Origin of the sequence: Catellatospora sp. KI3 (assembly GCF_029948125.1) — a bacterium.
GTDB lineage: Bacteria > Actinomycetota > Actinomycetes > Mycobacteriales > Micromonosporaceae > Catellatospora.
Genome location: NZ_JASAMB010000027.1, coordinates 70,334 through 94,329 on the forward strand (window position 1 = coordinate 70,334; position 23,996 = coordinate 94,329).

The window sequence follows — 23,996 nt, forward strand, 5'->3', positions numbered from 1 at the left end:
GCCTGTCACTGCCCTTCATTGGCCTTGGCCAGGGACCGCCGGGCGGCGTCGGCCACCGCCTGCGGTGTGAAACCGAACTTCTCGAACAGGGTCGCCGCCGGGGCGGACGCGCCGTAGTGCTCCAGGCTCACGGCCTCGCCCGCGTCGCCGATCAGGTCGCGCCAGGACATGGCGATACCCGCCTCGACACTCACGCGGGCCTTGACCGACGACGGCAGCACAGACTCCCGGTACCCCGCGTCGGACGCGCGGAACCACTCCTGGCACGGCATCGACACCACGCGGGTCGCGACGCCGTCGGCCTCCAGCAGCTCGCGGGCGGCCAGGGCGATCTGCACCTCGGAGCCGGTGGCGATGAGGATCGCCTGCGGGGTGCCCGAGGAGGCCTCCTCCAGCACGTAACCGCCGTGCTCGAAGCCGACGACCTTCGCCGGGTCCAGGGTCGGCAGGTTCTGGCGGGACAGCGCCAGCGCCGTCGGCCGGTCGGTGTGGGTCAGCGCCATCCGCCAGGCGTGCGCGGTCTCGTTGGCGTCGGCCGGGCGCACCACGTCCAGGCCCGGGATGGCCCGCAGCGCGGTCAGGTGCTCCACCGGCTGGTGCGTCGGGCCGTCCTCGCCCAGGCCGATCGAGTCGTGCGTCCAGACGTAGGTCACCGGCAGCTTCATCAGCGCGGCCAGGCGTACGGCCGGGCGCATGTAGTCGCTGAAGACCAGGAACGTGCCGCCGTAGACGCGGGTGCCGTCGTGCAGCGCGATGCCGTTCATGATCGAGCCCATGGCGTGCTCGCGGATGCCGAAGTGCAGCGTACGGCCGTACTCGTGGCCCGGGAACTCCTTGGTGGCGTACTCCGCCGGGATGAACGACGGCTCGCCCTTCATCGTGGTGTTATTGCTCTCGGCCAGGTCGGCCGAGCCGCCCCACAGCTCCGGCAGCACCGGCGCCAGCGCGTTGAGCACCTGGCCCGACGCGGCGCGGGTGGCGATGCCCTTGGCGTCGGCCGGGAAGCTCGGCAGCGCGTCCTCCCAGCCCTTGGGCAGGGTACGGGTGCTCATCCGGTCGAACAGGGCCAGCCGGTCCGGGTTCGCCTTCGCCCAGTCGTGGAAGGCGTCCTCCCACTGCTCGTGCAGCACCCGGCCGCGCTCGCCGACCGCGCGGGTGTGCGCCAGCACCTCGTCCTCGACCGGGAAGGCGACCGCCGGGTCGAAGCCCAGCACCTCCTTGACCGCGGCCGCCTCGTTCGGGCCGACCGCCGAGCCGTGGATCTTGCCGGTGTTCTGCTTGGTCGGCGCGGGCCAGCCGATGATGGTGCGCAGCGCGATGAAGCTGGGCCGGTCGGTCACGCCCTTGGCCCGCTGGATCGCGGCCCACAGCGCCGGGACGTCCTCGTGGTAGTTGCCGTTGCCGCCGGTCCAGTCGACCTTCTCGACGTGCCAGCCGTACGCCTCGTACCGCGCGCAGACGTCCTCAGACTTGGCGATCCGGGTGTCGTCCTCGATCGAGATCTCGTTGTCGTCGTAGAAGACGATCAGGTTGTCGAGCTTCTGGTGCCCGGCGATCGCCGACGCCTCGTGCGTGATGCCCTCCTCGATGTCGCCATCGGAGCAGATCACGTAGATGTGGTGGTCGAACGGGCTGGTGCCCGGCGCCGCGTCGGGGTCGAACAGGCCGCGCTCGCGGCGGGCGGCCATCGCCATGCCCACCGCGTTGCCCAGGCCCTGGCCCAGCGGGCCGGTGGTGGTCTCCACGCCGCGGGTGTGCCCGTGCTCCGGGTGGCCCGGGGTCAGCGAGCCCCACTGGCGCAGCGTCTGCAGGTCCGACAGCTCCAGGCCGTAGCCGGCCAGGAACAGCTGGACGTACTGGGTGAGGGAGGAATGCCCGGCGGACAGCACGAAGCGGTCGCGGCCGGTCCAGTCCGGGTCGTTGGGGTCCAGCCGCATGGCCCGCTGGAACAGCAGGTAGGCCAGGGGGGCGAGGCTCATCGCGGTGCCGGGATGGCCGTTGCCGGCCTTCTCCACCGCGTCCATGGCAAGCACGCGGGCGGTGTCAACGGCGCGGCGGTCGATGTCAGACCAGATCAACTGCTCGGTCACAGCTGTGCTACTCCTAGCGGGTCAGTCTTGCCGTCTCGCTCCAGGGCCGTGACCCGGAATAGCACGCACCGGAGCTGTGGAAAGGCGCAACGCATCCTCATATGGGCGGCCACGGTGTCGCCCTGTCGGTGTCGACCCTACTCATACCTCGCACGACAGATGTGCGAACCCGTGCTTTGTGCGGCGTGGTGTCCGCTGGGCGCTCCGGCGCGGTATCCGCACCGCCGGGCGCGGCCGCAGGCTTTGACCAGCGTTGCCGTACCCTGTCTCGGGTGAGCACGCTCGCCGCGGAGTCGCCAGAGGCGGCCGGCACCATAGACCTCCCGTCCCACCCCCTCCCGGTCATCCCGGTGCAGCCAGGCAGTGCCGCGCGCGCCGTCCGGCTGTCGCGGCGCGAGGCCCGCTGGGCGGTGTTCGGCGCCTACCTGTCGCTGACCAAGCCGCGCATCGTCGAGCTGCTGCTCATCACCACCATCCCGGCGATGATGCTCGCCGCCAAGGGCCTGCCCTCGGTCTGGTTGATGCTGGTCGTGCTGGTCGGCGGGTCGTTCGCGGCGGGTGCCGCCAACGCCATCAACTGCTACCTCGACCGGGACATCGACCCGCTGATGGGACGAACGTCACGTCGGCCGCTGGTGACCCACACGGTGACCCCGCGCAACGCGCTGGTCTTCGGCCTCACCCTGGCCGTCGCCTCGACCGCGCTGATGGCCGCGTTCACCAACTGGCTGGCGACCGCGCTGACCGTCGCCGCCATCGTCTACTACGACGTGATCTACACCGCTTGGCTGAAGCGCACGACGCCGCACAACACGTTCTGGGGCGGGGTCTGCGGGGCGATGCCGGTGCTGATCGGCTGGGCCGCGGTGACCGGCTCGCTGGCCCCGGCCGCCTGGCTGCTGTTCGGCGTCGTCTTCTTCTGGCAGATGCCGCACTTCTACGCGCTGGCGATCCGGTTCAAGGACGACTACGCCAAGGCCGGCATCCCGATGCTGACGGTGGTGGCCACCCCGCGTCGCGTCGCGATCGAGTCGGTGGTGTACTCCTGGCTGACCGTGGCGACCTCGCTCGCGGTCTGGCCGCTGGGCATGTCCCGGGTGTACGGCATCCCCGCGCTCGTCTGCGGGATGATGTTCATCCTGGAGGCCCACGGCCTGTACAGCCGCACCGTGAAGGGCGAGCCGGTCAAGCCGATGCGCCTCTTCCACTGGTCCACGGCGTACCTGACGATCGTCTTCGTGGCGGTCGGCGTCGACGTGTTCATCTGACCGATTTACCAACTTTGTTCGTGACACGCCCTAATCCCCGTGTCGGGCGTGGCGATTGCTCACTTGGGTGTCCGCCGGTTGTCCGTTCTGCGACGCATTGACGTGGATATTTCCGGGCGAACTCGGACAGTCGATCTCTGTGCACCGGATTGCATCTACGTAACGGGGATCACAAAAAGTGCTCACAATCCCGCTACCGGACGTCCGTTCTGCTTATCGTGCTTGCATGGCAGAAGGTTCAGATACGACGGTGACCATCGAGCACCCCACGGCCACCCTGGTGGCCGGCCTGCGCGAGTTCGCTAGCGCGCACGGAGGTGCGAAGGGGGTCATCGAGTACGTCGGTCGGCGCGGTGCTCGCATCGTGTTGGTGGGTGGCGACGGAGCGTGGGGCGACCGGTTCGCCGCCAGCACCGACATCGCCCGGGCCGCCTGTGAACGGGCTGGCATCACCGTGGAGAACGAATGGGAGCGGGAGCTCATCGAGCTCATGCGTCCCACCAACGACCTCTGGCGGTCCATGTCCAAGCGGACGCTGACGCGCTGAGGAAGTTTCAGATCCGCGAGTTATCTTGGATCTTGTGAGCACATCCCTTGACCATGCGACCCGGGCAGCCGCCCGGGTCGCCCTGGTATCCGGGCCCAGCCGGGACGGGGCGCCGCGCGTCGCCATCGCCACCTGCGCCGAGATCCCGCTGCTTGAGCCCGACGACCAGCTCCTGCTGGCGCCGCTGGCCGCACGGGGCATCGCCGCCGAGCCGGTCGTCTGGGACGACCCAACCGTCGACTGGACGGGCTACGACCTGGTGCTGATCCGGTCGACCTGGGACTACTCCTGGCAGCGTGACAAGTTCCTCGCCTGGGCCCACGCCCTGCCCAACCTGGCCAACCCGGCCGCCGTGGTCGCCTGGAACACCGACAAGAGCTACCTGGCCGAGCTGGCCGCCGCCGGGATCCCGATCATCCCCACCGCCTTCGTCCACCCGGGCGACGCGTGGACCGCCCCGGACGGCGACGGCGAGTACGTCGTCAAGCCCTCGATCAGCTCCGGCAGCCGCGACACGGGCCGCTACGGGCCGGGCGACGCCGCGCAGGCCGCCGACCACGTCCGGCGGCTCCAGGCGGCCGGGCGGCTGGTGCTGGTGCAGCCGTACCTGGACGCCGTGGACGCGTACGGCGAGACGGCGCTGCTGTTCTTCGCCGATCCGGGGACGGGGCGCCTGGCGTACAGCCACGCCATCCGCAAGGGGCCGCTGCTCACCGGCCCCCACGTCGACGGCGCGGACGAGCTGTACAAGGCCGAGGACATCACCCCGCGTACGCCCACCGCCGCGGAACTGGCCGTCGGCGAGGCCGTCGTCGCCAACCTCCCGGACGGCCTGGTCTACGCCCGCATCGACCTGATCCCCGACGCCGCCGGCAACCCCCACCTGATCGAACTGGAACTGACCGAACCCTCGGTCTTCCTCGCCCACGACCCCGCCGCCGCCACCCGCCTAGCCACCGCCATCACCACCCACCTCGACCACCCCCACCCCGGTCGATCATGAACCTATGGCACGGTTCGACGGCGTGTCGCGGCCACAACCTCATGATCGTCCGGACTGGCGGTGGGGGATTCGGCCGCCGTGGGGCGGCGCAGACTTTGACCGAACTTTGGCCGTGATCGCTATCGTTGGTCACAACGCTGGCCTATGGCCGACGTTCTGATCGCCGACGACGGATCTCCGCCTTCACGAGCCGACGCGGCGACCGCGAGCGGCGATCTCCTCCAGCCCTGATTCCGTCCACGGGTAGGCCGAGATCACTGCAGTTTCGGCGAAACTGCACGAACTCCTGCCCACATTCGTGCACTTTCCCCGAAACTGCACTCTCGCCTCGCACCTGATCGCCGCGTGCGGCCCCTGCGCGGGCTTCAATTCGGACCGGCGGGACGGAACCCCACCCGCCCCATGTCGATCATGAAGATGTGGCCGCGACACGCCGTCGAACCGTGCCATAGGTTCATGATCAACGTGCAAAGGAGGGCGGGGGTCAGGGGGTGCGGGAGAGGAAGTCGCGGAGGCCGGCGCCGGGTGGGTCGTCGGGGTGGGCGGACAGGCCGCGTTCGGCCCAGGCGCGGGCCGCCTCCGGCTCGCCGATGTCGGCCAGGGCGCGGGCCAGGCGCCCGTACTGGGCGGCGTGGCGCAGGTCGCCGCCGATGACCTCGACCAGGGTCGGGGTGTCCCGTTCCCAGCGGGCGAGCCGCTCGATGGCGTCGCGGGCGCTCAGGTCGCCGGGGTCGGCGGCCCAGCGGCGGTGTACGACGGCGCGGTAGTGGTCCAGGCCGTCGGGGCCGAGCGCGGGGCCGTACGCCCAGATGTCGACGGGGCACCAGCGGCCGCCCTCGAACTGCACCGCGATGAGCCAGTCGGCCAGCTCGACGCCGTCGCCGGGGGCCTGGTCGCACGCCTCGGCGTGGACGGCCAGCAGCCGGTGCAGCAGGTTGTCCAGGGCGCCGGAGGCGTCGTCGGCGCGGTCGAGGGTGTGCAGGAGGAGGCTGACGGCCCGGGCCAGCGGTTGGCGGGCGACCTCGGCCCGGCCGGTGCCGACGAGCGTGGCCAGCTCTTCGACGAGCGCGGCGGCCTGTTCGGCGTGGCGCACCACGGCCCAGTAGTCGAGGTGCCCGTCCGTGGTGAAGGTCCGGGTCACCAGGCCCGGCAGCGAGTCGTCGGAGTGCGCCTGCGGTGCGCGGCGCAGAGAGGTCGGCACCCGCCCATCATCGCCCCGTCGACGGGTCGGCGGGATGGTTCCGGCGGCGGTTGACGCTCAGATCGGAATCTGCCGGTTACCGGACAGTGACCAACGGGGGTGCAGAATCCGCGCTGGTCACCGTGGGTGCGCTCCCAGTCACCGCGCCGCCCTCGGCGGGCTGCTCGGCGTCGAAGCCGGTCGCCCAGACCGTCCCGAGCACGGCCGTCCAGAGCAGGCAGGCGCCGAGCAGGTGCGCGCCGACCAGGACCTCCGGCAGGCCGGTGAAGTACTGCACGAACCCGATCGCACCCTGCCCGAGCAGCACCCCCAGCAGGATCGCGGCGCGGCGGGTGAGCAGCGGGGAGGCGACCGCGCGGCCGGCGAACCAGACCGCCACGGCCAGGCCGAGCAGCAGGAACACGGTGTCGACGTGCAGCTGCGAGATCATCGCCGGGTCCAGTCCGGTGCGGTGGGCCAGCTCGTCGCCCGCGTGCGGGCCGCTGCCGGTGACGACCACGCCGACGGCCAGCGCGAGCGCGCTCGCCGCGACGACCGCCCAGGTGAGCGGCCGCAGCCGGGCCGCGATCGCGCTACCGGGCGCCGCGGGCAGGGTGCGCTGCCAGAGGGCGTACGACCCGCCGATGATCGCGATGGACAGCAGGAAGTGCAGGCCCACCACGTACGGGTTGAGGTCGCTCAGCACGGTGATCCCGCCGACCACGCCCTGCCCCGGGATGCCCAGCACCACGGCCAGGGCCAGCGGCCGCAGCCGCGCGTGCCGCCACGCCGCCAGCAGCGCCGCGCCCGCGATCATGACCAGCACGAAGGTCAGCAGCCGGTTGCCGAACTCGATCACCCCGTGCACGCCCATCTCGCGCGTGGTGACGTACGAGTCCTCGGTGCACCGCGGCCAGGTCGGGCAGCCCAGCCCGGAGCCGGACAGGCGCACCGCGCCGCCGGTGACCACGATGACGATGTTGCCGACCAGGTTGGCCAGCGCCAACCGGCGCATCGCGAGCGGGGACGCGCCAAGCAGGGGTGCCGCCGAGCGGCCGAGGACAGACTGCACGAACCGATGGTAGGCGCGTGGAGCGGGCGGGCCCGGCGCGGGGAGTGCGAGTGGTCCGCGTCACCGGTGGGTAGGTTTGCGCACGTCGGACGAAATAAGTAACACTGGTGTAGTGAAAAAGGGGGCCGAGATCATCGAGGCACCCGATCAGCGCTCCGTACACCCGGCCACGCGCGATCGGGTGATCGAGCTGCTCGCGCAGGGCCCCGCCACCGCCGTCGAGCTGGGCACCGTGCTCGGCCTGTCGACCGCGGGCATCCGCCGCCACCTCGACGCCATGCTGGCCGAGGGCCTGGTGCAGGCGCGCGAGCAGGTGCGCCGCGGCCCGCGCGGCCGGGGCCGCCCCGCCAAGGTCTTCCTGCTCACCGACGCCGCCCGCGAGGGCCTGGGCCACCACTACGACGGCCTGGCCGCCGCCGCCCTGCGCTGGATCGCCGAGCACGGCGGTCCCCGCGAGGTCGCCGCCTTCGCCGCAGCCCAGGTGGCTGGGCTGGAGGAGCGCTGCCAGACGGCCGTACGCGACGCGGGTGACGATCCTCTCGCCCGCGCGGAGGCGCTCGCGGGTGCGCTGACCGCCGAGGGCTACGCTGCGAGCGCGTCGGCGATCGCCACCGGCGGGCAGCTGTGCCAGCACCACTGCCCCGTGGCTCACGTCGCCGCCGAGTTCCCGCAGCTGTGCGAGGCCGAGACCCAGGTGATCTCCCGCCTGGTCGGCACGCACGTGCAGCGGCTCGCGACCATCGCGCACGGCGACGGGGTGTGCACCACGCACATACCCCCCAAAGTGCGGCCCGCCGTGCCCACGACCTGACGTTTTCCGACCATCTTGCAAACCGACGCCGTCACGATGAGGACAGACTCATGACCGAGCAGATCACCACGACCGAGGACCAGCTTGCTGGCCTGGGCAAGTACGAGTACGGCTGGGCCGACCCGGACGTGGCCGGCGCCAACGCGCAGCGAGGTCTGAACGAGGCGGTCGTGCGCGACATCTCGTCGAAGAAGAGCGAAGCCGACTGGATGCTGGAGCTGCGGCTGAAGGGCCTGCGCCTGTTCGGCCGCAAGCCGATGCCGTCGTGGGGCGCGGACCTGTCGGGCATCGACTTCGACAACATCAAGTACTTCGTGCGGTCCACCGAGAAGCAGGCTGCCAGCTGGGAAGACCTGCCCGAGGACATCAAGAACACCTACGACAAGCTGGGCATCCCGGAGGCGGAGAAGCAGCGCCTGGTCGCCGGTGTCGCCGCGCAGTACGAGTCCGAGGTCGTCTACCACGCCATCCGCGAGGACCTGGAGCAGCAGGGCGTGCTGTTCCTGGACACCGACACGGCGCTGCGCGAGCACCCGGAGATCTTCAAGGAGTACTTCGGCACCGTCATCCCGGTGGGTGACAACAAGTTCGCCGCGCTGAACACGGCCGTCTGGTCGGGTGGCTCGTTCATCTACGTGCCGCCGGGCGTGAACGTGGAGATCCCGCTGCAGGCGTACTTCCGGATCAACACCGAGAACATGGGCCAGTTCGAGCGGACCCTGATCATCGTCGACGAGGGCGCGTACGTGCACTACGTCGAGGGCTGCACCGCGCCCGTGTACTCCTCCGACTCGCTGCACAGCGCGGTCGTGGAGATCGTCGTGAAGAAGAACGCGCGCTGCCGGTACACGACCATCCAGAACTGGTCGAACAACGTGTACAACCTGGTCACCAAGCGGGCCGTCTGCCACGAGGGCGCCACCATGGAGTGGGTCGACGGCAACATCGGCTCCAAGGTGACCATGAAGTACCCGGCCGTCTTCATGGTCGGCGAGCACGCCAAGGGCGAGGTGCTCTCGGTGGCGATGGCCGGCGAGGGTCAGCACCAGGACGCCGGCGCCAAGATGGTGCACGCCGCGCCGCACACCTCCAGCACGATCATCAGCAAGTCGATCGCGCGTGGCGGCGGCCGGACGTCGTACCGCGGCCTGGTCCAGGTGATGGAGGGCTCCCACCACAGCAAGAGCACGGTCAAGTGCGACGCGCTGCTGGTGGACACCATCTCCCGCTCGGACACCTACCCCTACGTCGACATCCGCGAGGACGACGTGTCGATGGGCCACGAGGCGACCGTCTCGAAGGTCAGCGACGACCAGCTCTTCTACCTGATGAGCCGGGGTATGGCCGAGGACGAGGCGATGGCCATGATCGTGCGCGGCTTCATCGAGCCCATCGCCAAGGAGCTGCCGATGGAGTACGCGCTGGAACTGAACCGACTGATCGAACTGCAGATGGAAGGCGCCGTCGGCTGATGACCACCGAAGCAATCGCACCGCCCAAGACCAAGTCCCAGGCGCTGCGCTCGTTCCACTCCGCCGACTTCCCGGCGCTGACCGGCCGCGAGGAGGAGTGGCGGTTCACGCCGCTCAAGCGCCTGCGCGGGCTGGCCGCCGGGACGGTCGCGGCCGGGGTCGCGCCGAAGCACGAGTACGGCACGCTGCCCGAGGGCGTCACCGTCACCACGGCGGCGCTCGACGGCGCCAAGGTGGGCGGGGTGCTCACCCCGTTCGACCGGATCAGCGCGTGGGCGTACGAGAACGCCGCCCAGGCGCTGGTGGTCGAGGTCGCCAAGGAGACCGTGCTGGCCGAGCCGTTCACGCTGCGGCTGACCGGTGACGGCGCCGACGGCGCGGCCGCCGGGCACACCCTGCTGTCGGTCGGGGCGTTCGCCGAGGCGACCATCGTGATCGAGCAGACGGGCAGCGTCACGCTGGCCGACAACATCGAGGTGGCCGTCGCCGACGGGGCGAAGCTCACCCTGGTCACGGTCGCCGACTGGGCGCCGGACGCGGTCCAGGCCCAGCACGTCAAGGTGAAGCTCGGCCGCGATGCCAAGATCGTGCACGTGCAGGTGGCGCTCGGCGGTGACCTGGTGCGCCAGTTCACCAGCGTCGACTACACCGGCCGCGGCGGCGAGGCCGACCTGTTCGGGCTGTACTTCGCCGACGGCGAGCAGCACCTGGAGCACCGCCTGCTGGTCGACCACTCGGTGCCGGACTGCCGGTCGAACGTGGCCTACCGGGGCGCGCTGCAGGGCGAGGGCGCGCACACGGTCTGGGTCGGCGACGTGCTGATCCAGGACCAGGCCACCGGCACCAGCACGTACGAGGTGAACCGGAACCTGCTGCTGTCCGACGGGGCCCGCGCCGACTCGGTGCCGAACCTGGAGATCGAGACCGGCGAGATCGTCGGCGCCGGGCACGCCTCGGCGACCGGCCGCTTCGACGACGAGCAGCTGTTCTACCTGATGGCCCGGGGCATCCCGGAGGCCGAGGCGCGCAAGCTGGTCGTGCGCGGCTTCTTCGCCGAACTGCTGGCCAAGATCCCGGCCGAGGAGCTGCGCGAGCGGCTCGGCGGCGCGATCGAGGCGCGCCTGGAGAAGGCGGGCGCATGACCGAGTTCCTCCGCGCCTGCGCGGCCGACGAGGTGGCCAAGGGTGCCGCCCTGGCGGTCGAGCTGGGCGACACCCCGGTCGTGGTGGTCCACGCCGAGGACGACGGCTTCTACGCCGCGTACGACGAGTGCTCGCACGCGGCGGTGGCCCTGTCCGAGGGCGAGGTCGACGGGTGCACGCTGGAATGCTGGCTGCACGGTTCGCGTTTCGATCTGCGTACCGGTGCGCCGTCAGGCCTGCCCGCGACCGAGCCGATCCCCGTCTTTCCCGTCGAGATCCGCGACGGTGATGTCTACGTCAGCCTGACACCGAGTAATGGAGTAAGCCGATGAGCAAGTTGGAGATCCGCGACCTTCAGGTGTCGGTGAAGCTGCCCGAGGGCGAGCTGAAGCCGATCCTGCACGGGGTCACGCTGACGGTGGAGTCGGGCCAGACCCACGCCATCATGGGCCCCAACGGCTCGGGCAAGTCGACGCTGGCCTACTCCATCGCGGGCCACCCGAAGTACGAGATCACCGGCGGCAGCGTGACCCTGGACGGCCAGGACGTGCTGGCGATGAGCGTGGACGAGCGGGCCCGCGCGGGCCTGTTCCTGGCCATGCAGTACCCGGTCGAGGTGCCGGGCGTGTCGGTGGCGAACTTCCTGCGTACCGCCAAGACCGCGATCGACGGGCAGGCGCCGAAGCTGCGCACCTGGGCCGGCGAGCTCAAGGGCTCGATGGAGAAGCTGGGCATGGACCCGGCGTTCGCCCAGCGCAACGTCAACGAGGGCTTCTCCGGCGGCGAGAAGAAGCGGCACGAGATCGTGCAGCTGGAGCTGCTCAAGCCGAAGATCGCGATCCTGGACGAGACCGACTCGGGCCTGGACGTGGACGCGCTGCGCGTGGTCAGCGAGGGCGTGAACCGGGTGCGCGAGAACAGCGAGACCGGCCTGCTGCTGATCACCCACTACACCCGGATCCTGCGCTACATCAAGCCGGACTTCGTGCACGTGTTCGTGGCCGGCCGGATCGTCGAGGAGGGCGGCCCGGAGCTGGCCGACAAGCTCGAGGACGAGGGTTACGAGCGCTACGTCGCCGGCGCGGGCGCGGCGACCATCGGCGCCTGAGGAGAGACGAGACGATGACGACGTTGACCATCCCGGCCGGGATGCCGCAGTACGACGACAAGCCGCGCTTCGACGTGGAGCGCGTGCGCGCCGACTTCCCGATCCTGGACCGGGAGGTCAACGGTCACCCGCTCGTTTACCTCGACTCGGGTAACACCTCGCAGAAGCCGCGCCAGGTCATCGACGCGATCTCGGCGTACTACGCCGAGCACAACGCCAACGTGGCCCGGTCGGTGCACACCCTGGGCACCGAGTCCACCGAGGCGTACGAGGGCGCGCGCGCCAAGGTCGCCGCGTTCATCGGCGCGACCAGCCCCGACGAGGTGGTGTTCACCAAGAACGCCACCGAGGCGCTGAACCTGGTCGCGCACGCGTTCGGCCCGCACGCCGACGACCCCCGCTTCCGGCTCGGCCCGGGCGACGAGATCGTCATCTCGGAGATGGAGCACCACTCCAACATCGTGCCGTGGCAGCTGCTGTGCGCCCGTACCGGCGCCACCCTGCGCTGGTTCGGCATCACCGAGTCCGGCCGCCTCGACGAGTCGAACCTCGAGGAGCTGGTCAACGAGCGGACGAAGATCGTCTCGATCGTGCACGCCTCCAACGTGCTCGGCACGGTCAACGCCACCGCCCGGATCACCGCGCGGGTGCGCCAGGTCGGCGCGCTGCTGCTGCTGGACTGCTCGCAGTCGGTGCCGCACCTGCCCATGAACGTGGTGGACTACGACGTCGACTTCATCGCCTTCACCGGCCACAAGATGCTCGGCCCGACCGGCATCGGCGTGCTGTGGGGGCGCCAGGCGCTGCTGGACGCCATGCCGCCATTCCTGGGCGGCGGCTCGATGATCGAGACGGTCCGGCTGACCGGCTCGACCTTCCTGCCCGCGCCGGCCCGGTTCGAGGCGGGCACCCCGCCGATCGCGCAGGCGGTCGGGCTGGGCGCGGCCGTGGACTACCTGTCCGCCATCGGCATGGACGCGATCCAGTGGCACGAGAAGGAGCTCACGGCGTACGCCCTCGACGCGCTCGCCACCGTGCCGGACCTGCGGATCTACGGCCCGAACGTGCCGGTGGGCCGGGGCGGCACGATCTCGTTCACCCTCGGCGGCATCCACCCGCACGATGTGGGCCAGGTGCTGGACTCGCTCGGCGTGCAGGTGCGGGTCGGCCACCACTGCGCCCGGCCGATCTGCGATCGTTTCTCGGTTCCGGCGCTCACCCGGGCCTCGTTCTACCTCTACACGACGACCGAGGAGGTCGACGCGCTCGTGCGCGGTCTCGACCAGGTGCGGAAGGTCTTCGCCTAGCCATGCAGCTCGACCAGCTCTACCAGGAGATCATCCTGGACCATTACAAGCACCCGCAGGGGCGCGGGCTCCGGGAGCCCTTCGCCGCCGGGGTGCACCACGTCAACCCCACCTGCGGTGACGAGATCACGCTGCGGGTCGCCCTGGACGGGCGGACCCTCAGCGACATCTCGTACGACGGCTCCGGCTGCTCGATCAGCCAGGCCTCCGCCAGCGTGCTGCACGAGCTGCTGCGCGGCCGCACGATCGACGAGGCGCTGCGGGTGCACACCGCGTTCGCCGAGCTCATGGGCGGCAAGGGTCAGGTCGTGCCGGACGAGGAGGTGCTCGGGGACGCGGTCGCGTTCGCGGGCGTCGCCAAGTACCCGGCCCGGGTCAAGTGCGCGCTGCTGTCCTGGATGGCCCTGAAGGACGCGGTCGCCCAGGCCGTCGCCCTCGAGAAGGAGGAAGTGTGATGAGCGAGACCGACATCGTCGAGGGCGTGACCGAGCCCGAGGCTCGGCCGGAAAGCGCCGTCGCCGTGAAGAAGGCACCCGTGGACGACGTGCTGGAGGCCATGCGCGACGTCGTCGACCCGGAGCTCGGCATCAACGTGGTCGACCTGGGTCTGGTCTACGGCGTGCACGTCGACGACGAGAACACCGTCACCCTGGACATGACGCTGACCTCGGCCGCCTGCCCGCTCACCGACGTGATCGAGGAGCAGGCCCGCGCCGCGCTGTGCAGCGGTCCGGGCGGTGGCCTGGCCGCGGACATGCGCATCAACTGGGTGTGGCTGCCGCCGTGGGGTCCCGACAAGATCACCGACGACGGCCGCGACCAGCTCCGCTCCCTCGGCTTCAACGTCTGACCGCTTCTTTTCCAAGGGCCCGTCCGCTGCCGCGGCCGGGCCCTTGATCGTTCAAGTTGCCGGGCAATCGGGCGTATCTTGACCCTTCATACCCCCGATTGCCGGGCAACTTGAACGATCTTGGGCTGGGCGGCCCGTTAACCGGTTGTCGGGGTGGGGCGGGTGTAGCAGGCTGCGCGCATGCGCATCTCCGTCCTCGCCGACCGTCCCGACCTGCTCGAGCCCCTCTGGGACATGCCGTCACCGTGGCCGGAGTTCATGCGCCACGACCCGATCTCCTCGATCTACTACAACGTGGCGCACCGGATCTTCCCGGAGTTCGTGCTGGTCGCCGAGCATCCCGACGAGCCGGGCACGATCGTGTCGGGGGCGTACAGCATCCCGTTCCTGCTGGTCGGTGACGAGCTGCCGGATGACGGCTGGGACGGGGCGATCCGGCGCGGCATCAAGAACCACCTCGCCGGGGACGTGCCGAACATCGTCTCGGCGATCGAGATCGGCATCCGCAAGGACATGCAGGGCAAGGGGCTGTCGTCGCTGATGCTCGCCGCGATGCGCGACAACGTGGCCCGGCTGGGCTTCACCGACCTGGTCGCGCCCGTGCGGCCCAACGGCAAGACCGACCCCGACGAGCCCATGGCGTCGTACGCGTACCGCACGCGCTCCGACGGCCTGCCCGTCGACCCGTGGCTGCGGGTGCACGTGCGCGCCGGGGGAGTGATCGAGAAGGTGGCTCCCCGGTCGATGGTGATCCCGGGGACGCTGGCCGAGTGGCGCGAGCGCACCGGCCTGCCGTTCGACGCCGACGGGCCGCTGCATGTGCCGTTCGCGCTGACCCCGGTCAACGTCGACCTGGCCCACGACAGCGCCGTGTACGTCGAGCCCAACGTCTGGGTCCGCCACCGCACCGCCTGAGCTTGCCTAGAGTGGGGGCATGGGGAAGGCGGAAGTGCTGGAGCTCGACGGCCGCGAGGTGACCGTCACCAGTCCGGACAAGGTGGTGTTCGCCGCGAGCGGGCTGACCAAACTGGACCTGGTGCGGTACTACCTCGGGGTGGCCGACGGGGCGCTGCGCGGCGTACGCGGGCGGCCCATGATCCTCAAGCGGTTCGTCAAGGGCATCGACCAGGAGGCCTTCTTCCAGAAGCGGGCGCCCGAGAAGCGGCCCGACTGGATCGAGGTCGCCGAGCTGAAGTACGCGTCGGGCACCTCGGCGGAGGAGGTCGTGGTCCGCGACGCGGCCGCGCTGGCCTGGGTGGTGAACCTGGGCTGCGTCGACCTCAACCCGCACCCGATCCAGGCCGAGGACCTGGACCACCCCGACGAGCTGCGCATCGACCTGGATCCGATGCCGGGTTCGGACTGGCCGCAGATCCTCGACGTGGCCCAGGTGGCCCGCGAGGTGCTGGAGGAGCACGGGCTGACCGCGTGGCCGAAGACCTCGGGCTCGCGCGGCTTCCACATCTACGCCCGGGTGGCGCCGCACTGGACGTATCCGCAGCTGCGGCTGGCCGCCGAGGCGGTCGCCCGCGAGGTCGAGCACCGGGTGCCGGACCTGGCCACCGGCAAGTGGTGGAAGGAGGACCGGGAGGGCGTGTTCGTCGACTTCAACCAGAACGCCAAGGACCGGACGGTCGCCTCGGCGTACTCCGTGCGGGCCACTCCCGACGCCCGCGTGTCCACGCCGCTGGGCTGGGACGAGGTGCCGACCTGCCGCCCCGAGCGGTTCACCCTGCGTACGGTCGCGGCCCGGTTCGCCGAGCGCGGCGACCCCTGGGCGGGCATGGACACGGCCACCGGCTCGCTCGACGGGCTGCTGGCGCTGGCCGAGCGGCTCGGCCCGGCCGAGAAGCCGCCGAAGGGCACGGGCCGCCGCCAGTCGACCATGCCGCTGATCGAGATCGCGCGAGCCAAGACGAAGGACGAGGCGCTGGCGGGGTTCGAAAGCTGGAAGGCCCGCCACCCGGCCGTGGCCGACCTGCTGCAGCCGATCGACGTGCTGGTCGACGGCATGCGCGGGCGCAGCTCGGTCTGGTACCGCATCCGCGTCAACCTCCAGCACGTCCCCGAGGAACGCCGCCCTCCGCAGGAACCCCTCGAAGTCGACTACAACCCCTTCACCGGCCCGGACCAGGCTTAATGAGCCTGGAAAAGGGTTGGGAAGGGGCCCTTCCACTACGGGAAGCGATAAGAAGGGTCCCTTCCTTGCGGCCGGGCGGGGAGATCGACGGGAAAATGGGGTGCGGGCGCCGCGCCGGGTGGGCAGGATGGCCGCCATGACCACTCATACCTCGCGCGTCGCGCCCCTGTCCGCTGCGGCGGAAGGACGGGGTCGACAGCAGCGTGGGTCCGTGGCCGGAGCGAGCCTGCTCCGCTCGTGACCGCCGCGTTCGTGGCGGGCCTGCTGGCGGGTTACGGCGTAGCCGTGCCCGTCGGGGCGATCGCCATGCTGCTGATGAGCCTCACCGCCCGCACCTCGCTGCGCATCGGTGCCGGGGCCGCGCTCGGCGTCGCCACCGCCGACGGGATATATGCACTGGCCGCGGTGCTCGGCGGGGCCGCCCTGGCCCGCTGGATCGAGCCGGTCGCCGGTCCGCTGCGCTGGATCGCCGTCGCGGTCCTGGTCTACCTCGCCGCGCACACCGCGTACGCGGCGATCAGCCACTACCGCGACCCGGCCCGCGCCCGGGAGGCGTCCGGCCTGAACTCACCCGGGCGCGCGTTCGCCGCCCTGCTCGGGCTGACCCTGCTCAACCCGATGACGATCGTCTACTTCGGTGCCCTGGTGCTCGGCGGGACGGCGTCGGACGGCATGACCGGCTGGCAGGGCATGGTCTTCGTGGCGGCGGCGTTCCTGGCGTCGGCGAGCTGGCAGCTGCTGGTCGCCGGGAGCGGGGCGCTGGTCGGCCGGGCCCTGGCCGGGCCCAAGGGCCGCCTGGCCACCGCGCTCGCCTCCAGCGCCATGATCCTGGCGCTGGCCGGGTGGACGCTGGCCTCCGGCTGAGCCGCGCGGCCCGTACGAACTCCGCCCGCCGGTGCACCAGGGGAAGGCGCACCGGCGGGCGGCCCTCCTCCACCCACGCCGCGTCGTCCGCGCCCGCTTCGCGACCGCAGCCGCCGATCTCTTGCCGATGATCAGCGGCTGCGGTCGTTTAAGGCGCTCCAGGGATCGTTTCGGACCGCAGACTCCGATCATGCGGCCGGAGGCGGCGGTGGCTCGGCCGGACGGGCGGGGCGAGGCGGGGCGCGCCGGAATCCGCGGGCGGCAGTCCGGGTCGGCCGGGCGGGCGTTCCATCCTTGAGCGGTGCCGTGGTCCGCAGGCGGTGGTCGTGGCAGAGTAGCGCCATGCTGCCTACCCCTGCCGCGCTGCTGCTCGACTTCGGCGGTGTGATCGTCGAATCGCGAAAGTCGGAGGACCCGTACGACCGGCTGGTCCCGCGTGTGCGCCAGCTGGTGGCCGGTGCGCTGACCGAGGCGGAGATCAGGGCGTCGCTGGAGCACGCCGACGCCGAGCGCGACCGGCTGCGCGAGGAGACCGAGAACTGCCTGGAGCTCAGCCACGAGCACCTGTGGGGCGAGCTGGTCGCGGCCCAGTGGCCGGCGGTGGCGCGGGCGACGGTGCTCGTACACGCCAGCGACCTGACCCGGACCTGGGCGCTGCGCCCGAGCTGGAACCTGCGCAAGGGCATCGCCGACCTGCTCGACTTCACCGTGGGCCGGGGGATGCCGGTGGCGGTGGTCAGCAACACCAGGTCCGGGCAGGCGCACCGCGACGTGCTCGACGAGCTGGGCGTGACCGGGGCGCTGGCCACGCAGATATACAGCGACGAGCTGGGGGTGTACAAGCCGCACCCGAGCATGATCTGGGCGGCGACCCGCGAGCTGGGTGTCGAACCGGCCGCGTGCTGGTTCGTCGGCGACCAGCCCGACCGCGACATCGCGTGCGCGCGCCGGGCGGGCACCGGGGCGGCGATCCTGATGCCGCACGGCGAGGCCCGCGAGAGCGAGCACACCCCGGACGTGGTGGTCGTCGACGGCCACGAGCTGCTCACTCTGCTGCGCCAGGCGCTGTGAGGTCGGCGTCGCCCTGATCGGTGTCGTCGCCGTGCCGCCTGGCCCAGCGCCGCGCCGCGGCGACCTGCATCAGGGGCAGCAACGCCAGCAGCGGCAGGGCCAGGTTCCCCAGCGGTACGGCGACCAGCAGCGTCACCACCATCGCGCCGGTGGAGACGTAGCCCCGCCGCACCGAGCGCTCCACCGCCTTGTGCCGGTCGGCCCGCTGCAGCACCGGCCGGTGCCGGATGCGCAGCGACAGCAGCAGGCCCGACAGCGCGATGAAGGTCAGGTTCACCATGTACAGCACCGCCGCGCCGCTTTCGTGTCCCACCTCGTACGTGAGCACGGCGGTCGGCACGGGCAGGAACACCACGCCCAGCAGCCACAGGATGTTGAGCATCAGCACGCCCTCACCGACCCGGGCGAGGTTCTCGAAGATGCGCCGGTGCACCATCCAGAACAGCGACACCACCAGGAACGACGTCACGAAGGCCAGGAAGTCGCCCGCGTGCTCGCCCACCAGCTCGCCCACCGGCAGCACCGCCGCCTCCTTGGCGGTGTCGGCCAGCGGCAGGATCAGCAGGGTGAGCGCGATGGCGACCACCCCGTCGGTGAACGCCATGGTGCGCGAGAGCGCGTTCGACTCCACACCTCGTCCTACCACGATCGGTCGCCCGGCCGGGGCGGGTCGGGTCAGCCCAGGTGCTTGAGCGCCTCGCGCCGGGACAGGCCGGACAGCTCCGGGTGGGCGGCGACGAAGGCGCGCACCGCGGCGGGGTCGGTGCGGGCGTGCTGGCGCAGGGCCCAGCCGATCGCCTTGCGCACGAAGAAGTCCGGATGGTCGGCCCGCGCCGCGCAGTAGCCGAAGAGCCGGCCGGCGTCGGCGGCCCGCCCGTACGCGAGCTGGTGCAGGATCGAGGTGCGGATCAGCCACAGCTGGTCGCCGCGGTTCCACTGGTCCAGCGTCGCGACCAGTTCGGGGTGCCGCGCGACGATCGGGCCCACCACGTGCGGGGCGATCGTGTCGACCGTCTCCCACCAGGACTTCGTCACGATGAGGTGCCGGGCGGTGTCCATGAAGTCCGGCCGCAGCACCTTCGCGTGGCGGCGCAGGAGCAGCAGGGCGGCGTACTGGTACTCGCGCTCGGGCCGCTGCCAGCAGGCCAGCGCCAGCTCCCGCAGCTGCTCCTGGTCCGGCTTCGGCAGCCCGGCCTCGGCCGCCCGCACCACCGCGCGCACCCCCGGATTGGGCACCCCGAGAAACTCGAACTGCCCGCGCAGGTACGCCCGCATCGCCGGCGCCCGGTCCGGGTCCGCCGCCTCGACCAGCCCCGCCTCCAGCCGGGCGAACAACTGCTGCGCCATGCCACCACTCCCGTATTGGCCCGCGTATGTACCCGCAGGTCGGTGGAATACTGCGAATCATGAACACTAGTCCGACCGGTTCGCCCGTGGCCGACCTGGCCCGCCTGTGGTCCGCCGAGCCCGGCTTCCTCAACACCGCCAGCTTCGGGCTGCCGCCCGCCCCGGCCTGGGACGCGCTGCAGCGGGCCCAGGACGACTGGCGGGCCGGGCGGGTCTCCTGGGAGGGCTGGGCCGAGTCGACCGAGCTGGCGCGCGCGTCGTACGCCCGGATCATCGGGGTCGACGTCGCCGACGTCGCGGTCGGCTCCCAGGTGTCGCAGATGCTCGCACCGGTCGCCGACGCGGTGCCCGACGGCGGCGTGGTGCTGGTCCCCGAGCGCGAGTTCACCTCGGCGGTGTTCCCGTTCGCGGTGCAGGGCGACCGGGGCGTGACCGTGCGCACCGCGCCGCTGGAGCAGCTGGCCGAGCAGATCGACGCCGGTGTCGACGTGGTCTCGTTCTCGCTGGTGCAGTCGCTGGACGGCCGGATCGCCGACTACGCCGCCATCGTCGCGGCGGCCCGCGCGGCCGGGGCGCGGGTGGTCGTCGACGCGACCCAGGCCTGCGGCTGGCTGCCGTTCGACGGGGCACTGGCCGACGTGGTCGTCGCCGGGGCGTACAAGTGGATGATGTCCCCGCGCGGCACCGGCTTCGCCTACCTGGCCCCCGACCTGCGCGAACGGCTGCGGCCCTCGCAGGCGGGCTGGTTCGCCGCCGAGGACGTGCACGGCGGCTACTACGGCCTGCCGCTGCGCCTGGCCAAGGACGCCCGCGCCTTCGACGTCTCGCCGGTCTGGCACTCCTGGGTCGGCACCGCGCCCGCGCTGGAGCTCATCGAGCAGATCGGGGTGGCGCACATCCAGGCCCACGACGTGGCCCTGGCCAACCGCTTCCTCGCCGGGCTCGGACTGCCGCCGCGCGACAGCGCCATCGTCACCGTCGACGTGCCCGACGCCGAGCGCAAGCTGGCCGCCGCGGGCATCCGCGCCGCGGTACGCGGTGGGCGGGTGCGGGCGGCGTTCCACGTGTACACCACGCAGGCCGATGTGGACGCCGCCGTCGCGGCGCTGCTGTCCTGATGGTCGCCAAGCCCGCCGAGGGCGGGGGCCGCTGGGTCGAGGTCCAGCCCCGGCGGCTGCGCCGCTGGCTGGACGGGTTCTACTCGCGCCACGACGGGGCCACCGAGGAGGGGCTGAAGCTGCTGGCCGCCAACGGCGACACCGCGCTGCTGCTGCCGCCGCCGGGCCTGCCCCCGGTCGCCGACGTCGACGCGCTGCTGGCCGAACTGGCCGTGCCGCGCCGGCTGGGGCTGCTGCTGGCGCGGCGCAACGCGGTCGCGGTCGGGGTCGCCGACGGAGACGAGCTGATTTCGTCCAAGGTGGACACGTTCTACGTGCAGGGGCGGACGGCGGCGGGGGGCTGGTCGCAGCAGCGGTACGCGCGGCGGCGGGACAACCAGGCCAGTGCGGCGGCCCAGGACGCGGCGGACGTCGCGGCGCGGATCCTGCTGCCGTACGCGGACAGCCTGGCCGCCCTGGTCTGCGGCGGCGACCGGGCCACGGTCGAGTCGATCCTCGCCGACAAGCGCCTGGAACCCCTGCTCCCGCTGCGCCACGACCGCCTGCTGGAGGTCCCCGAGCCCCGCCACGCGGTGCTGGTGGACGCCGTCGCGCTGGCCCACAACATCCGCATCCACCTGGTGCCGTGACCGGCCGGTGACGGTGTGCCCGCGCAGCCCCGGCTTTAAATCGACGCTGGCCTATCTAGAAGACGGATTTCGTGAGTTCGTCCACTAGATAGGCCAGCGTCGATGCTAAGGCGGTGGGTCCACGCGGAGCCGCATGACCGGTCGAATCGGGGCTCTCAGCCGCCGAAGGTGTTGCACTGGCGGGGGTCGCCCGTCGTGTAGCCCTGGTTGAACCACTGCTGGCGCTGCTGCGAGGAGCCGTGGGTGAAGGCGTCCTGGTTGATCTGGGCGCCGGCCTTCTGCTGGATCGCGTCGTCGCCGACCGCCGCGGCCGCCTCCAGGGCCTGGTCGATGTCCTGCTGGGTGACGCTCTTGAACAGCGGGGCGCCGGTGGCGTCCGTCGTCTTGCCGGCCGCGTTGGCCCAGACGCCCGCGTAGCAGTCGGCCTGCAGCTCCATCGCGACCGAGTACCGGTTGGCGTTGGCCGGGTCGCGCTGCTGCGCCCGCCGTACCTGCGCCTCGGTGCCGGTCAGGGTCTGGATGTGGTGGCCGTACTCATGGGCGAGCACGTACGCCTGGGCGAACTGGCCCTTGGCGCCGAACCGGCTGGCCAGCTCGTTGTAGAAGGCCAGGTCGATGTAGACGTGGTTGTCGCCGGGGCAGTAGAACGGGCCGACGCCGGAGGTGGCCGGGCCGCAGGCGGTGTTGACCGAGCCGGTGAAGTACCGCGTGGTCGCCTTCTGGTACGGCTGCCCGAAGTACTGCGGCATGGCGCTCTGCCAGTAGTTCTGGATCGAGTTGATGTAGAGCAGGTTGCGGCAGGCCGCGTCGTTGAACCGGTCGGGGTTGTCCTTCGAGCACCTGGTGGCCAGGTCGCCGGTCGCGCCGGTGTCGCCGGGCTGGTTCTGGGCGGGCTGGTTCACTCCGCCGAGGCCGCTGAAGATGCCGGAGCCACCGCCGGTGCACAGCAGGATGCCGACGCAGAGGGCGCCGACCAGGAGCACCACCATGCCGATCTTGCTGCGCATGAGGCTGGGCAGCAGGGCGCCGAGGCAGCCGGCACCGGCGCCGCCCATGCCGCCGCCGCCACCGCCGCCCATGGGTGGGAAGTTGAAGCCGCCTCCGCCGCCACCGCCACCCTGGCCGCGCATGTCCTCGACCTGTGACGGGTCGAGTTCAGCGTTTTCATTGATGCTCACGTTCGCCAGCCTAGGCATATTTGTGGGCAATTACACCTAAATCAGGGCGCTCCACAGGCAAATGCCGTGGCAGGTCGCCGCAGAACCCCCGGTAGAATGGGCTCCTCATTCCCCGCGCCACCCGGTGGCCACCCCGACCTGGGAGAGATACATGATCACGGCCACCGGTCTGGAACTGCGCGCGGGCGCGCGCATCCTGCTGGGGGAGACCGCCCTGCGGGTCCAGCCCGGCGACCGTATCGGCCTGGTCGGCCGCAACGGCGCGGGCAAGACCACCACCCTGAAGGTCCTCGCCGGCGAGGGCACGCCCTACGCCGGCCAGGTCGACCGGCGCGGTCCGGTCGGCTACCTGCCGCAGGACCCGCGCACCGGCGACCTCGACGTCACCGCCGCCGACCGGGTGCTGTCCGCCCGCGGGCTGGACGTGCTGCGCAACGAGATGAAGGCCCTGGAGGGCCGCCTGGCCGAGGACGACAAGGCCATGCGGCGCTACGGGCAGCTCGAGGACCAGTTCTCCGCGCTCGGCGGCTACGGCGCCGAGTCCGAGGCCGCCCGCATCTGCGCGAACCTCGGCCTGCCCGACCGGGTGCTGGCGCAGACCGTGGGCACGCTCTCCGGCGGCCAGCGCCGCCGCGTCGAGCTGGCCCGGATCCTGTTCCGCGACGCCACCGAGACCGGCGGCGGCATCCTGCTGCTCGACGAGCCCACCAACCACCTCGACGCCGACTCCATCACCTGGCTGCGCAGCTTCCTCAGCGGGCACAAGGGCGGTCTCGTGGTCATCTCCCACGACGCCTCGCTGCTGGACGCGGTGGTGAACAAGGTCTGGTATCTCGACGCCAACCGCTCGGTGGTCGACAGCTACAACATGGGCTGGAAGACGTACCTGGAGGCGCGCGAGACCGACGAGCGGCGCCGCAAGCGGGAGCGCGCCAACGCCGAGAAGAAGGCCGGGGCGCTGATGGCGCAGGCCGACAAGCTGCGCGCGAAGGCGACCAAGACGATCGCCGCCCAGAACATGGCCAAGCGCGCCGAGAAGATGATCTCGGGGCTGGACGAGGTACGCGCCTCCGACAGGGTGGCCAAGGTGCGCTTCCCCACCCCGGCGGCGTGCGGCAAGACCCCGCTGACCGCCGAGGGGCTGTCGAAGTCGTACGGATCGCTGGAGATCTTCACCGACGTCAGCGTCGCGGTCGACCGCGGTTCCCGGGTGGTCATCCTCGGCCTCAACGGCGCCGGCAAGACCACCCTGCTGCGCATGCTCGCGGGCGTGCTGGAGCCGGACACCGGCGAGGTGAAGGCGGGCCACGGCCTGCGGCTGGGCTACTACGCCCAGGAGCACGAGACGCTGGAGGTCGACCGGACCATCCTCGACCACATGCGCTCGGCCGCGCCGGAGCAGACCGACACCGAGCTGCGCCGGATCCTGGGCGCGTTCCTGTTCAGCGGCGACGACGTCGACAAGCCCGCGGGCGTGCTGTCCGGCGGCGAGAAGACCCGGCTGGCGCTGTCCACGCTGGTCTGCTCGGGCGCCAACGTGCTGCTGCTCGACGAGCCGACGAACAACCTCGACCCGGTCAGCCGCGAGCAGGTGCTCGACGCGATCGCCCGGTACCCCGGCGCGATCGTCCTGGTCACCCACGACCCGGGCGCCGTGGCGGCGCTCAAGCCCGACCGCGCCATCCTGCTGCCCGACGGCGACGAGGACGCCTGGTCCGACGACCTCCTGGAACTCGTCGAACTCGCCTGACCCGCCTCGCCTTTTATTGACAGTGGCCTATCTAGAAGACGTTTCTGCG

At 71.3% G+C, this 23,996-nt stretch carries 24 protein-coding genes; 18 read left to right on the top strand and 6 right to left on the bottom strand.

Annotated elements, in window-relative coordinates; translation table 11 throughout:
• Positions 1-5 precede the first annotated feature (5 nt).
• Positions 6-2,090, bottom strand: a complete 2,085-nt coding sequence (gene tkt / locus QEZ54_RS31330) for a transketolase (RefSeq protein ID WP_281308360.1) — start codon at positions 2,088-2,090, stop codon at positions 6-8.
• Between the two features lie 350 nt (positions 2,091-2,440).
• Between tkt and QEZ54_RS31335 the strand changes: the two genes are divergently transcribed.
• From QEZ54_RS31335 to QEZ54_RS31345, 3 genes are all read left to right on the top strand, one after another.
• The gene (locus QEZ54_RS31335) at positions 2,441-3,358 is read left to right on the top strand and encodes a heme o synthase (RefSeq protein WP_281308381.1); all 918 of its coding nucleotides are present in this window, start codon (positions 2,441-2,443) and stop codon (positions 3,356-3,358) included.
• Between the two features lie 226 nt (positions 3,359-3,584).
• Positions 3,585-3,905, top strand: a complete 321-nt coding sequence (locus QEZ54_RS31340; protein ID WP_217397513.1) for a hypothetical protein — start codon at positions 3,585-3,587, stop codon at positions 3,903-3,905.
• 82 nt (positions 3,906-3,987) lie between these two features.
• Complete coding sequence (locus QEZ54_RS31345) at positions 3,988-4,908, top strand: hypothetical protein (RefSeq protein ID WP_281308382.1); 921 nt, start codon at positions 3,988-3,990, stop codon at positions 4,906-4,908.
• Positions 4,909-5,392: 484 nt separating this feature from the next.
• On the opposite strand, the gene QEZ54_RS31350 is transcribed toward QEZ54_RS31345, so the two are convergent.
• Both QEZ54_RS31350 and QEZ54_RS31355 read right to left on the bottom strand, forming a co-directional pair.
• Entirely contained in the window at positions 5,393-6,109 is a 717-nt protein-coding gene (locus QEZ54_RS31350) for a hypothetical protein (RefSeq protein WP_281308361.1), read from the bottom strand.
• 76 nt (positions 6,110-6,185) lie between these two features.
• On the bottom strand, positions 6,186-7,103 hold the full coding sequence (locus QEZ54_RS31355) for a COX15/CtaA family protein (protein WP_281308383.1): 918 nt from the start codon (positions 7,101-7,103) through the stop codon (positions 6,186-6,188).
• Positions 7,104-7,272: 169 nt separating this feature from the next.
• Between QEZ54_RS31355 and QEZ54_RS31360 the strand changes: the two genes are divergently transcribed.
• From QEZ54_RS31360 to QEZ54_RS31415, 12 genes are all read left to right on the top strand, one after another.
• A complete protein-coding gene (locus tag QEZ54_RS31360; protein WP_281308362.1) occupies positions 7,273-7,971 on the top strand; it encodes an ArsR family transcriptional regulator in 699 nt (232 codons plus the stop codon).
• 50 nt (positions 7,972-8,021) lie between these two features.
• On the top strand, positions 8,022-9,443 hold the full coding sequence (sufB, locus tag QEZ54_RS31365) for a Fe-S cluster assembly protein SufB (RefSeq protein ID WP_281308363.1): 1,422 nt from the start codon (positions 8,022-8,024) through the stop codon (positions 9,441-9,443).
• Positions 9,443-10,585: a Fe-S cluster assembly protein SufD gene (sufD, locus tag QEZ54_RS31370; protein WP_281308364.1), complete on the top strand. Its 1,143-nt coding sequence runs from the start codon at positions 9,443-9,445 to the stop codon at positions 10,583-10,585. The genes sufB and sufD overlap by 1 nt, the downstream gene beginning before the upstream one ends.
• Positions 10,582-10,917, top strand: coding sequence for a non-heme iron oxygenase ferredoxin subunit (locus QEZ54_RS31375; protein WP_281308365.1), 336 nt, complete (start codon positions 10,582-10,584; stop codon positions 10,915-10,917). Before sufD ends, QEZ54_RS31375 begins: the two co-directional genes overlap by 4 nt.
• On the top strand, positions 10,914-11,693 hold the full coding sequence (gene sufC / locus QEZ54_RS31380) for a Fe-S cluster assembly ATPase SufC (protein ID WP_281308366.1): 780 nt from the start codon (positions 10,914-10,916) through the stop codon (positions 11,691-11,693). The genes QEZ54_RS31375 and sufC overlap by 4 nt, the downstream gene beginning before the upstream one ends.
• A 14-nt stretch (positions 11,694-11,707) precedes the next feature.
• On the top strand, positions 11,708-13,000 hold the full coding sequence (locus QEZ54_RS31385; protein ID WP_281308367.1) for a cysteine desulfurase: 1,293 nt from the start codon (positions 11,708-11,710) through the stop codon (positions 12,998-13,000).
• Positions 13,001-13,002: 2 nt separating this feature from the next.
• Complete coding sequence (sufU, locus tag QEZ54_RS31390) at positions 13,003-13,455, top strand: Fe-S cluster assembly sulfur transfer protein SufU (RefSeq protein WP_281308368.1); 453 nt, start codon at positions 13,003-13,005, stop codon at positions 13,453-13,455.
• Positions 13,455-13,850, top strand: a complete 396-nt coding sequence (locus QEZ54_RS31395; RefSeq protein WP_281308369.1) for a metal-sulfur cluster assembly factor — start codon at positions 13,455-13,457, stop codon at positions 13,848-13,850. The genes sufU and QEZ54_RS31395 overlap by 1 nt, the downstream gene beginning before the upstream one ends.
• A gap of 180 nt (positions 13,851-14,030) precedes the next feature.
• Positions 14,031-14,765: an N-acetyltransferase gene (locus tag QEZ54_RS31400; protein WP_281308370.1), complete on the top strand. Its 735-nt coding sequence runs from the start codon at positions 14,031-14,033 to the stop codon at positions 14,763-14,765.
• A 19-nt stretch (positions 14,766-14,784) separates the two neighbouring features.
• On the top strand, positions 14,785-15,990 hold the full coding sequence (gene ligD, locus QEZ54_RS31405) for a non-homologous end-joining DNA ligase (RefSeq protein ID WP_281308371.1): 1,206 nt from the start codon (positions 14,785-14,787) through the stop codon (positions 15,988-15,990).
• Between the two features lie 237 nt (positions 15,991-16,227).
• Positions 16,228-16,854 (top strand): LysE family transporter, encoded by a 627-nt coding sequence (locus QEZ54_RS31410; RefSeq protein ID WP_281308372.1) that lies wholly within the window; start codon positions 16,228-16,230, stop codon positions 16,852-16,854.
• A gap of 342 nt (positions 16,855-17,196) precedes the next feature.
• The gene (locus QEZ54_RS31415) at positions 17,197-17,925 is read left to right on the top strand and encodes an HAD family hydrolase (protein ID WP_281308373.1); all 729 of its coding nucleotides are present in this window, start codon (positions 17,197-17,199) and stop codon (positions 17,923-17,925) included.
• Here QEZ54_RS31415 and QEZ54_RS31420 read toward each other — a convergent pair.
• Together QEZ54_RS31420 and QEZ54_RS31425 are read right to left on the bottom strand one after the other, a co-directional pair.
• Positions 17,900-18,556 (bottom strand): TMEM175 family protein, encoded by a 657-nt coding sequence (locus QEZ54_RS31420; protein WP_281308374.1) that lies wholly within the window; start codon positions 18,554-18,556, stop codon positions 17,900-17,902. The genes QEZ54_RS31415 and QEZ54_RS31420 overlap by 26 nt on opposite strands.
• A gap of 44 nt (positions 18,557-18,600) precedes the next feature.
• Positions 18,601-19,272 carry a DNA alkylation repair protein gene (locus QEZ54_RS31425; protein ID WP_281308375.1) on the bottom strand — a complete coding sequence of 224 codons (672 nt, stop codon included), beginning with the start codon at positions 19,270-19,272 and terminating at the stop codon, positions 18,601-18,603.
• A gap of 59 nt (positions 19,273-19,331) precedes the next feature.
• Here QEZ54_RS31425 and QEZ54_RS31430 point away from each other — a divergent pair, with 59 nt between their 5' ends.
• Together QEZ54_RS31430 and QEZ54_RS31435 are read left to right on the top strand one after the other, a co-directional pair.
• Positions 19,332-20,390 (top strand): aminotransferase class V-fold PLP-dependent enzyme, encoded by a 1,059-nt coding sequence (locus QEZ54_RS31430; RefSeq protein ID WP_281308376.1) that lies wholly within the window; start codon positions 19,332-19,334, stop codon positions 20,388-20,390.
• Positions 20,387-21,019: an acVLRF1 family peptidyl-tRNA hydrolase gene (locus QEZ54_RS31435; RefSeq protein ID WP_281308384.1), complete on the top strand. Its 633-nt coding sequence runs from the start codon at positions 20,387-20,389 to the stop codon at positions 21,017-21,019. The genes QEZ54_RS31430 and QEZ54_RS31435 overlap by 4 nt, the downstream gene beginning before the upstream one ends.
• Positions 21,020-21,174: 155 nt before the next feature.
• On the opposite strand, the gene QEZ54_RS31440 is transcribed toward QEZ54_RS31435, so the two are convergent.
• The gene (locus QEZ54_RS31440) at positions 21,175-22,197 is read right to left on the bottom strand and encodes a neutral zinc metallopeptidase (protein ID WP_281308377.1); all 1,023 of its coding nucleotides are present in this window, start codon (positions 22,195-22,197) and stop codon (positions 21,175-21,177) included.
• Between the two features lie 151 nt (positions 22,198-22,348).
• Between QEZ54_RS31440 and QEZ54_RS31445 the strand changes: the two genes are divergently transcribed.
• A complete protein-coding gene (locus tag QEZ54_RS31445; protein ID WP_281308378.1) occupies positions 22,349-23,947 on the top strand; it encodes an ABC-F family ATP-binding cassette domain-containing protein in 1,599 nt (532 codons plus the stop codon).
• The last annotated feature ends 49 nt before the right edge of the window (positions 23,948-23,996 follow it).

Excerpts from the sequence above, each read along its gene's own strand:
- QEZ54_RS31340 (WP_217397513.1), top strand. The coding sequence starts at position 3,585 with ATGGCAGAAGGTTCAGATACGACGGTGACCATCGAGCACCCCACGGCC.
- QEZ54_RS31355 (WP_281308383.1), bottom strand. The coding sequence starts at position 7,103 with ATGCGCCGGTTGGCGCTGGCCAACCTGGTCGGCAACATCGTCATCGTG.
- sufB (WP_281308363.1), top strand. The coding sequence starts at position 8,022 with ATGACCGAGCAGATCACCACGACCGAGGACCAGCTTGCTGGCCTGGGC.
- sufD (WP_281308364.1), top strand. The coding sequence starts at position 9,443 with ATGACCACCGAAGCAATCGCACCGCCCAAGACCAAGTCCCAGGCGCTG.
- QEZ54_RS31375 (WP_281308365.1), top strand. The coding sequence starts at position 10,582 with ATGACCGAGTTCCTCCGCGCCTGCGCGGCCGACGAGGTGGCCAAGGGT.
- sufC (WP_281308366.1), top strand. The coding sequence starts at position 10,914 with ATGAGCAAGTTGGAGATCCGCGACCTTCAGGTGTCGGTGAAGCTGCCC.
- QEZ54_RS31385 (WP_281308367.1), top strand. The coding sequence starts at position 11,708 with ATGACGACGTTGACCATCCCGGCCGGGATGCCGCAGTACGACGACAAG.
- sufU (WP_281308368.1), top strand. The coding sequence starts at position 13,003 with ATGCAGCTCGACCAGCTCTACCAGGAGATCATCCTGGACCATTACAAG.
- QEZ54_RS31395 (WP_281308369.1), top strand. The coding sequence starts at position 13,455 with ATGAGCGAGACCGACATCGTCGAGGGCGTGACCGAGCCCGAGGCTCGG.
- QEZ54_RS31400 (WP_281308370.1), top strand. The coding sequence starts at position 14,031 with ATGCGCATCTCCGTCCTCGCCGACCGTCCCGACCTGCTCGAGCCCCTC.
- ligD (WP_281308371.1), top strand. The coding sequence starts at position 14,785 with ATGGGGAAGGCGGAAGTGCTGGAGCTCGACGGCCGCGAGGTGACCGTC.
- QEZ54_RS31415 (WP_281308373.1), top strand. The coding sequence starts at position 17,197 with ATGCTGCCTACCCCTGCCGCGCTGCTGCTCGACTTCGGCGGTGTGATC.
- QEZ54_RS31425 (WP_281308375.1), bottom strand. The coding sequence starts at position 19,272 with ATGGCGCAGCAGTTGTTCGCCCGGCTGGAGGCGGGGCTGGTCGAGGCG.
- QEZ54_RS31430 (WP_281308376.1), top strand. The coding sequence starts at position 19,332 with ATGAACACTAGTCCGACCGGTTCGCCCGTGGCCGACCTGGCCCGCCTG.
- QEZ54_RS31445 (WP_281308378.1), top strand. The coding sequence starts at position 22,349 with ATGATCACGGCCACCGGTCTGGAACTGCGCGCGGGCGCGCGCATCCTG.